This window comes from Wolbachia endosymbiont of Atemnus politus (assembly GCF_013309895.1).
In genome coordinates, this window is the sequence record NZ_JAAXCS010000050.1 from 1 (window position 1) to 8982 (window position 8982).

An 8982-nucleotide genomic window follows, 5' to 3' on the forward strand; every position below is an offset into this window, starting at 1 on the left:
ACTAGTCATGGTCCGAACGATGTTGGCTGCCATAACAGTACAGCCTAAAATGAAAAAAGTAGTAGAAATGAAAGGTATAATAGGAGATTCAAAGGGTAAAATAGGTGTAATTCATCCTGCTAGAAATAAAACATCAGATGGAATACCAAAGACAGATCTTTGTTAGTTGTTTTTTTGGTCCTGGGGTGTTTTCGATGCCAAGCTGCTTATTAAGATCCTACTTTTGGGAATGATCTTTGAATGACCATATATTTAAAGCAAACGAAAGTGCACTTAATATAGTGCCGACAATAGAACAAAACAGGCTAAAAACAGAAATATTAAGGATTGATGCTACTATGTACCCAATGAAAAAAGTAGTAGATATTGTAGTAACTAGACGTTTTGAGTAAGTTCTTATTTTTTTCTGTTGGCAAGCTCCTTTTTCTCACGATTCATAAACTTAGGTATAGATAATATATTATATTACAGCGTTAATTCGTTCAAAAAACAACATGAAAATTAAGAATGTCCGAGAGAGAGAGAGAGAGAGAGAGAGAGAGAGAGAAGATTTGAACTTCCACAAATTGAAAAGTTACTAGCACCTGAAGATAGCGCGTCTACCATTCCGCCACCCGGGCTTTTTGTGGTTTACTATGTCAAAATTAAATAATATACTTAAACAATTTTTAGTTTAAAGGTGATGCCAGACAATATAAACCGAGATCAAATATTTTTTGCTCAAAACAATGTCGATATTAATAACGTATATAAAATTGTCAATAGCGCTTTGAGTAATAGTGACGGTGGTGAGCTATTTTTAGAGTTTTTCCAATCAAAGTCCATGGTTTTTGATGATAACATATTAAAACACATGGATTTGAATACCAAAAGGGGGTTGGTGTATGGTCCTTTTGCGAAGACAGTACGTCTTTTGTTTGTTCTTCTGAGATTAGCGAAAAGGAAATCAGTAATGCTGCTTCTATAGTGAATAGTTCGGTGTCTTTAAACAAAACAAATTCAATAAGCTTGAACAGGGAGGCACAAAGCCTGTATCCAAGAATTAACCCCATAAATGAAATAGATCTGAACTCAAAAATTAAACTGCTCAACGAGGTTAACGAGTATGTAAGATCCAAAGATAACTGCGTGACACAAGTGAAAATAACTCTTAGTGGAGAGTGGCAAGTTGTGCAAATAATAAAGGGGGATCACATATTAAGCAACATCAGACCTTTAGTACGCTTTAATGTGCTAGTCATCGTAGAAAAAGATGGCCGCACTGAAAATGGTTCTGCAGGACATGGTGGAAGGGATTCTTATAGTAAGTTTATTTCTGAGAAAAAGTGGAAAGAGGTTGCAAATCAAGCATTAGGACAAGCATTAGTAAATCTTGAAGCTGTTCCAACTTCAGCCGGAGAGATGACAGTTGTTCTAGGTCCAGGGTGGCCGGGAGTATTGTTACATGAGGCTGTAGGCCATGACCTTGAAGGCGATTTTAACCGTAAAGGAATCTCAGCATTTTCAAATTACATCTGTAAACAAGTAGCAGCTAGTGGCATCACGGTAGTTGATGATGGAACTCTGCCTAATCTGCGTGGTTCTGTTAGCATAGATGATGAAGGCACTCCGCCAGGTCATAATGTATTGATAGAGGATGGAATCCTCAAAGGCTATATGCAGGATCATATGAACGCTAAACTCATGGGCGTAAATCTAACTTGCAATGGCAGAAGAGAAAGCTATAAAGCTATGCCACGCATGACAAATACTTATATGTTGCCCGGAAAGCATACACCAGAAGAAATAATGTCTAGCGTAAAAAGCGGGCTGTATGCAGTAAATTTCGGAGGTGGACAAGTTGATATAACGTTAGGAAAATTTGCTTTTTCATCTTCAGAAGCTGACTTAATAGAAAATGGCAAAATTATACAGCCAGTCAAAGGAGCAACGCTAATTGGTGATGGGCCAATAGTCCTAAAAAAGTATCCATGATTGGCAACGACCTGAAGTTATATCCCGGGATTGGCACATGCTCGAAAGACGGGCAAAATGTACCTGTTGGGTTTGGTCAACCAACACTCAAAGTCGATGAAATCACAGTGGGTGGAACAGAGGTGTAAATTAATAAAGCTGGCATAAAAACTTACTTGACAACTCCCGCCAATCTCATTACTGGCATTACCGTTTGAAAGCACAGCTCCATGAATTTCAAAAAATTTATGTTTTCCATCCTGTCATTCAACAGACACTTGTAGCTTGAGAAAATATTTAAGAAATTTACTAAATGAGAAATAAAGGCAAAAGAATCCCCGTGGTTGGCTAGTTATTTACATTTAACTTTCAAACATGGCGTTCTCTTATTCTAAAAGTCTAATAACTGCGACTCAGTTGCGTTTGAAGTCTCAATTATAAACGTTAAGAAATTTACTAAACAGAAAAAAAGACAAAAGTAACCTAGGACAGCTAGTTATTCACTATCATTTTATCAGTTGGCGTTTTTTAATCTTTTTAAGCGCCCAAATAGGCGCAATTTACAGCACTAGTCTATAATGTAAACAAAAATGTAAAAGACATGAGAGGAACATAGTGTAAAAAATTAAACATGAGACGCCAGAGATACCTAAGTTTTTTTTGTCGTTTAATCTGTACAGGGAAGATAAATGATCAGCTTCGTTGTCATTGTAATGAGATTGGTGGGAGTTGTCAAGGTTTTTTTAGCATTTTTTATGACGCGCTCTAATTTTTATTTGTCGGCACACTAACTATAAAACAGTCTATATTGCCATCAAAGACGGAATTTATATTGCCCACTTCATATCCGGTTCTTAAATCTTTCACCATTTGATACGGATGTACGACGTATGACCTGATTTGATTACCCAGCCTATATCGCACTTTTTGCCATACTCCTCAGCCAATTCCCGCTCTTTTTTCTCCAGCTCAATTTGGTAAAACGGCCTTTAAGTAACTTTAATGCCTCATTTTTATTCTGATGCTGGGAACGGCTGTTTTGGCACTGAACTATAACACCTGTTGGAATATGCGTAATGCGCACCGCACTCTCAGTTTTGTTCACATGCTGACCGCCTGCTCCAGAAGCGCGGTAAGTGTCGATCTTTAAGTTCTTCTCATCCACAGCAATATCAATTGAATCTTCTATCAATCGCGTTACTCCTATGCTTGCAAAGCTGGTATGACGTTTGCATCAAATGGCGATATTCTAACTAGTCTGTGAATGCCACTTTCGCTTTTGCCCATCCATAAGCTTTTTCCCCAATGATCTTTATCGCTGCAGATTTTATCCCAACTGACTCTCCCTCTAACTTTTCTATAATTTCAACTTTAAAGTTGTGATAAATCTCAGCCCACCTTACATACATGCGCATGAGCATTTCAACCCAATCATTGCTCTCCGTTCCACCAGCTCCTGAGTGAATTTCCAAGAAGCAGTCGTTATTATCTTCAATTTTTCTACGTCAAAGACACCTCCTGGTAACAGAAATACTCTTATCTAAACCCTGAAAGTGTTCAAGAATTTCTAAATAAGTTTTCATTTACGCTTTAGATTTTAATACATTCACTATCAATAGCAATAACAGTACCAAAACAGAGAGAAGAAATTTAACCATATAGTAGTTAATTTAAAACAATCTTATTATGCTCTAATGTTTAAAGAAATCAGGTACGTGTATTTATCAAGAAATAAGGTAAAAATATGAATGTTGAAATAAGTTCTCACTATGGTTTAGATAAAAAGGTTATTGACGACTTAACCGAGTCGCTCGATAACGAAGAGCTAGAAAACGTCCATAATATTTTAAAAACAATAGACAGCGTTCAGTTAGCCTATTTTTTATCCACTTCAATCAGTGATCACAGGGAAAAATCAGTTAGTATCCTAGACCAATATTTGTGTTAAGTGATGCTCTAGTGCACGTAGTCCCAGATCTACAAGTGGAAATCATAGAAACATTGGGATTAGAAAATACGGTAAAGTTACTAACGCTCCTTGATTTAGAAGATATAGTAACCATAGTGAAATATTTGGATAGACAATCTTTAGAAAACATACTCAACTACTTGCCCAATGCAACTAAAAAGTCAGTAGAGAAGTTATTATCATATCCAGAAGAAAGTGCGGGAAGATTGGTACATAAAAATATGGTTATAGCGCCACATTATTGGACAGTAAATGAGCTAACAGAATTTTTGCGCAACTATAAAAAAATACCGGAAAAATTTCATCAGATCTTCATCATTAATTCAAAATTAGAACCTATAGGTAGTGTTAATTTAAATAAGGTAATATCTCATTCTCAGGAGAAACAACTATAAAAGAGATAATGAACCAGGAGATAACGATCATCAAAACTGGAGTGGATCAAGAGGAAGTTGCAAGAATATTTAAAGATTACTCTCTACTATCAGCTCCAGTAGTAAATAAGCGCGGTAAAATCATCGGTGTTATCTTAATCGAAGATGTAATAAAAGTTGTTCAACAAGAAACAGAGAGGACGTACTAAAAATAAGCGGTGTGTCATCCAAAGCTGATATAAATCCCCCTATACACAAAACTATAATCCAAAGGCTACCTTGGCTATTATTTAATCTCTTAGCAGCAACGGTGTGTTCTATAGTAGTTGGTTTTTTTTTTTATAATGTAATAGAGAGCTTTGTAGTACTCCCAATAGTGATGCCAATAATTGCATCGATGAGTGGAAACGCAGGATCTCAAACAGTAACGCTAACTATCAGGGCAATTGCAACAAAATATTTAACCGAGCAAAATGCAAACAGAATACTGATAAAATAATTTTTGATAGGTCTGATAAATGGGATAATTTTATCTGCTATTTCACTCATTGTATTAACAATAAGATTCCACAGTTTCAAAGTGGAGATAATTTTTGTGGCTTCCATGATTATGATGTCAATCATTGCAACATTTATTGGAACTTTCATTCCTATAACGCTCTACCGTTTAAAATCAGATCCTACTGTTTCTTTTTCAATCCTAACATCAGCAACAACAGATATTCTTTCAGCTTTTATATTTCTCGGCTTAGCTACGGTTTTTCTGCTAAATAGCTAATAGAACTCTTGCATAGCAGCACATTGCAAAAAAACCCTTCCCGCCAATCTCATTACCATGCTACTAAGGATATTTCTGACTCAAAACTTGTTTTTGACCTGCAGGATCAACGACAAAAATTCAGTAAAAAACTTAAGGTATTTATTGGCGAAATTATTGGGGTTGCACGTCTTTTAATTTTTTTCACATGCAGCCAAATCGCGCTTAAACTAAGCCTCAGCACATTATTACAGCGCCAGTTTACAGTATTAAAGGATCAAAACTCGCATCACGGGGATTCTTTTGTCTTTTTTTTATTTGATAAATTTCTTAATGTTTGTAATTATCGTCATCCCGCTAGCGGGATTTATTTTCTTTTTTCCTGGATCCCAGTACTGGGATGACATCATAATGGGCTACTTCCTGTCATTCCAGCGCGTGACCCAGGAATTTATCAAGTAGGTGTTAAAATGCACCATTTTTATGGAAACCAGTACTGGGAATGGGTTACTTGGATGACAGAAGAAGGGCTACCATGCAAGAAGTCTCTGTAAGTGGCCTCGGGTTAGCTATATTTCATGACGGAAATTGCCTATTATGCTATGATAAGTATATTGACGATATGAAATTACATGAGTCTTTTTAGCAGTGTTAAAGAATTCTTTAATCCTATTAAGCCAAATTACAAGCCTAGAGATAAACTTGAAGCTGAAGTGAGCGAAATTATTCCTGATAAGCATGCTTACAATGTTGAAGGAAGTAATTTGACAGTAGAGGTCTTCCATAAGAATCTTGGTGAGGAGAAGTTGAAATATATTGAAGAAACTACCAATGATACTTTAAAGAGATGCTGTACATTTTTTGATGCTCAGGTTAACGATTGCGCAAATTTCCGCATTTTCATGCTAGAGAATAGAGATCAACTTACTGAAATCTTGAAAAAAGTGCATAACTTCGACCCACCAAGAACTTGGACTGGATTAACAGTCAATAATAACCACCCACAGTATAGAGAGCTTTCAGAATTCTTAGCTTCATATGTATTTCTCTTTCTTCACAAAAACAGCCATTGGTTTTATGACAAACCCTTTCCTAGCGATTACATTAAGTATCATATTTCCCATGAATTTACCCATTGTATTCAATTTCTCAAGTTTTATCAGCCGGTGGTTGAAGGTCTGTCACCGAAACTTCAATTGCCAGTTTTTGAGGGGAGTGCAGACTTTATAGCATGCGAGAAAACATGCGATGGACTCGAAAAAATCTCCGTCTGTGAGGCTCGTTTTAAGCTGGGAATCGATAAGATTAAGTCTCTGAGAACTTGAGTTTATATAATATATATTATGGTTATTATATGATCAAACACAAGCGATAATCCTTATAAAACGGGAATTGTGGTATCAAAGTTCTTGAACGATCAGCATCCTAAGACGATTGTTAAGCAATGTCACTGTACTGGGCAAGGAGATTATAAATGTCACCATGATCTACAAAGTGAAATACGGGAAATAAGCAGCAGTAATAAAATTGCAAACTGGGTGGATAAGCAATACCCTGCAGACAGTATGATACTATAAAGCGCTATTTCTAAAAAAAACCAACAACAGAAACAAAAAAACTCCATGACAACCCCCACCAATCTCATTATAATGAAATTGAAGCTGATTATTTATCTTCTCTGTACAGATTAAACGACAAAAAACTTATGTATCTGGCATCTCATGTTTAATTTTTTGCACTATGTGCACCTCATGTCTTTTACATTGTTGTCTACATTACCGACTAGTGCTGTGAATTGCGCCTATTTGGGCGCTAAAAAAGATTAAAAAACGCCAACTGATAAAATGATAGTGAATAACTAGCTGCCATAGGGTTTCTTTTGTCATTTTTTCTGTTTAGTAAATTTCTTAACGTTTATAATTGAGACTGATTGCAGCTCAAAAGCAGCTAAGTCGCGGTTATTATACGTTTAGAATAAGGGAACACCATGCTTGAAAGTTAAATGTAAATAACTAGCCACCCACGGGTATTCTTTTGCCATTTTTCTCCGTTTGGTAAATTTTTTAATGTTTGTAGCTAAGGCAATTTAAGAGCACACAGCGCTGCCAAAAATGCCAATATTAAAATAATTGCTTTTTCATGCAATAAGTCTAATTGCAATTATTGACCCTAAATTATAATCTTTTGAGAAGAGCAATTTAGTATTTCATCAGAAAACCTCAAGAAAGCAAAAAAGTTTATAGACATGTATCCAAAAGGTAAAGAAGGCAGTGCTGTTATGCCTTTACTATACTTGGTTCAAGAACAATGCGGATGGGTTCCTGTATCTGCCATGCGATACGTTGCTGATATGCTGCATATTACACATATTCGCGTATATGAAGTGGCAAATATTTACACTATGTATAATTTAAAACCAGTGGGTAAATACCTGAATACAAGTTTGTAGGACAACCCCTTGCTGGTTATGCAGTAGCGAAGAAGTTTTAAATACATTTAAAAAGAAACTTGAAATCAATATCGGTGAGACCACTAAAGACAATCTTTTTACTTTAAAAGAAGTTGAATGTCTTGGTGCGTGTATTAATGCCCCTGTTGTACAGATCAATGACAATTTTTATGAAAATCTTTCTTCCGAAAAAGTAGAAAATATCATAGCAGAGCTTTCAAACAAATAGATGAAAGAAGAGTTCTCATTTAGGATAACCAAGCAATCAGGTTCTGCAAGAATTGGTACAATTAAAACTCCAAATGGAGACATAGAAACACCAGCATTTATATTTTGTGAAACCAAAGCTGCAATTAAAGCTGCAGATATCGAAAGGATCAGTGAAGCAGGTACTCAGATAATACTTTCCAACACCTATCACCTCATGCTCCAACCGGGAGAGGATACCGTAGCAAAACTTGGTGGTTTGCACAAGATGATGGGATGGAATGGCCCAATGCTAACTGATTCTGGTGGATACCAGATATTTAGCTTGGGTCACGGATCAGTTTCGGAAGAAATAAGGGGAATAAGGAAAAAACAAAAAACTTTAGTCAAAATTAATGAGGACGGGGCAATTTTTCGTTCTTATATCGATGGTAAAACTTATTGTTTTACTCCTGAAAAATCTATACAAATTCAACAAAAATTAGGTGCGAATTTAATCTTAGTTTTAGATGCATGCACTCCGTTTCATGTAAGCAGAGAATACACACGAATATCAATGCTCATGAGCCACAGATGGGCTGAACGTTCTTTAAATGAACTTGAAAAAGTAATGATGGCAAACAAGCACTGTATGGAATCGCAGAGAAAGTTGTGATTTTATCAATAACTTACCATTTTTCGGTCAAGCAATAGGCGGATCACTTGGTCAGAGTAAGGAGCAGGTGTATGATGTAGTTTCTTTTACTATGAGGCACTTAAAAAAAGATAGGCCAACTCATTTGCTTGGCATTGGTGAAATTGTGGATATCTTTCGTGCAGTAGAGCTTGGGGTTGACACGTTTGATTGTGTGCATCCAACTCGCCTGGCAAGACATGGTGGCGGGCTTGTTAAAGTGAAAAATAGAAATTCTTCTTTAAACATGACACAGTCGTAATCCAATTTTGTGAACATGATTCAATCAACCGCTGACATATTTTAACATTTAAAAATTTATTTTAAAAAATAATAAAATAATAAAAAAGTTAAATTTTCGAGGACTTTCCTCTTCATCAGAATCACTTGGAGTAATTACGTCTATTTAATAATTAAATATGAGTAAAATATGCTGGTAATATGAAAATCAAACAAACTTGTATCTTGATTGTGGCCATTTGAAATATGTTGGTGGTGCGTGCTCAACCATTTGGTGTATTAAAAATTATGAAAACACAGGAGAACAGAGAGCTATATAGGCTGGCAAAGAAACAAGCAAAGAGGGCTGTGGCAAGGGCA

5 protein-coding genes, 1 tRNA gene and 5 pseudogenes are annotated in these 8982 nt (G+C 35.9%); 9 read left to right on the forward strand and 2 right to left on the reverse strand.

Features of this window, described 5'->3' with window-relative positions; translation table 11 throughout:
• Positions 1–236 precede the first annotated feature (236 nt).
• A complete protein-coding gene (locus HET73_RS09460) occupies positions 237–392 on the forward strand; it encodes a hypothetical protein (protein WP_174132993.1) in 156 nt (51 codons plus the stop codon).
• Between the two features lie 146 nt (positions 393–538).
• On the opposite strand, the gene HET73_RS04230 is transcribed toward HET73_RS09460, so the two are convergent.
• Positions 539–623 (reverse strand) — tRNA-Leu (locus tag HET73_RS04230).
• 59 nt (positions 624–682) lie between these two features.
• On the opposite strand from HET73_RS04230, the pseudogene HET73_RS04235 reads away from it, so the two are divergent.
• A pseudogene (locus HET73_RS04235) lies at positions 683–2102 on the forward strand (metallopeptidase TldD-related protein).
• Positions 2103–2718: 616 nt separating this feature from the next.
• On the opposite strand, the pseudogene prfB reads toward HET73_RS04235, so the two are convergent.
• Positions 2719–3443: pseudogene (prfB, locus tag HET73_RS04240) on the reverse strand (peptide chain release factor 2); the annotation flags it as partial.
• 254 nt (positions 3444–3697) lie between these two features.
• Here prfB and mgtE point away from each other — a divergent pair.
• The 7 genes and pseudogenes from mgtE to HET73_RS04275 all read left to right on the forward strand — a co-directional run.
• Positions 3698–5074, forward strand: a pseudogene (mgtE, locus tag HET73_RS09465) (magnesium transporter).
• A 23-nt stretch (positions 5075–5097) separates the two neighbouring features.
• Positions 5098–5457: a hypothetical protein gene (locus tag HET73_RS04250; RefSeq protein WP_174134076.1), complete on the forward strand. Its 360-nt coding sequence runs from the start codon at positions 5098–5100 to the stop codon at positions 5455–5457.
• Between the two features lie 98 nt (positions 5458–5555).
• Positions 5556–5699, forward strand: a complete 144-nt coding sequence (locus HET73_RS04255; protein WP_174134077.1) for a hypothetical protein — start codon at positions 5556–5558, stop codon at positions 5697–5699.
• Positions 5686–6378, forward strand: a complete 693-nt coding sequence (locus HET73_RS04260; protein ID WP_174132995.1) for a hypothetical protein — start codon at positions 5686–5688, stop codon at positions 6376–6378. The genes HET73_RS04255 and HET73_RS04260 overlap by 14 nt, the downstream gene beginning before the upstream one ends.
• A 69-nt stretch (positions 6379–6447) precedes the next feature.
• The gene (locus tag HET73_RS04265; RefSeq protein WP_174132996.1) at positions 6448–6630 is read left to right on the forward strand and encodes a hypothetical protein; all 183 of its coding nucleotides are present in this window, start codon (positions 6448–6450) and stop codon (positions 6628–6630) included.
• Between the two features lie 626 nt (positions 6631–7256).
• Positions 7257–7731, forward strand: a pseudogene (gene nuoE / locus HET73_RS04270) (NADH-quinone oxidoreductase subunit NuoE).
• Positions 7732–8620 (forward strand): annotated as a pseudogene (locus HET73_RS04275) (tRNA guanosine(34) transglycosylase Tgt); the annotation flags it as partial.
• Positions 8621–8982 lie beyond the last annotated feature (362 nt).

Excerpts from the sequence above, each read along its gene's own strand:
- HET73_RS04255 (WP_174134077.1), top strand. The coding sequence starts at position 5,556 with ATGGGTTACTTGGATGACAGAAGAAGGGCTACCATGCAAGAAGTCTCT.
- HET73_RS04260 (WP_174132995.1), top strand. The coding sequence starts at position 5,686 with ATGAGTCTTTTTAGCAGTGTTAAAGAATTCTTTAATCCTATTAAGCCA.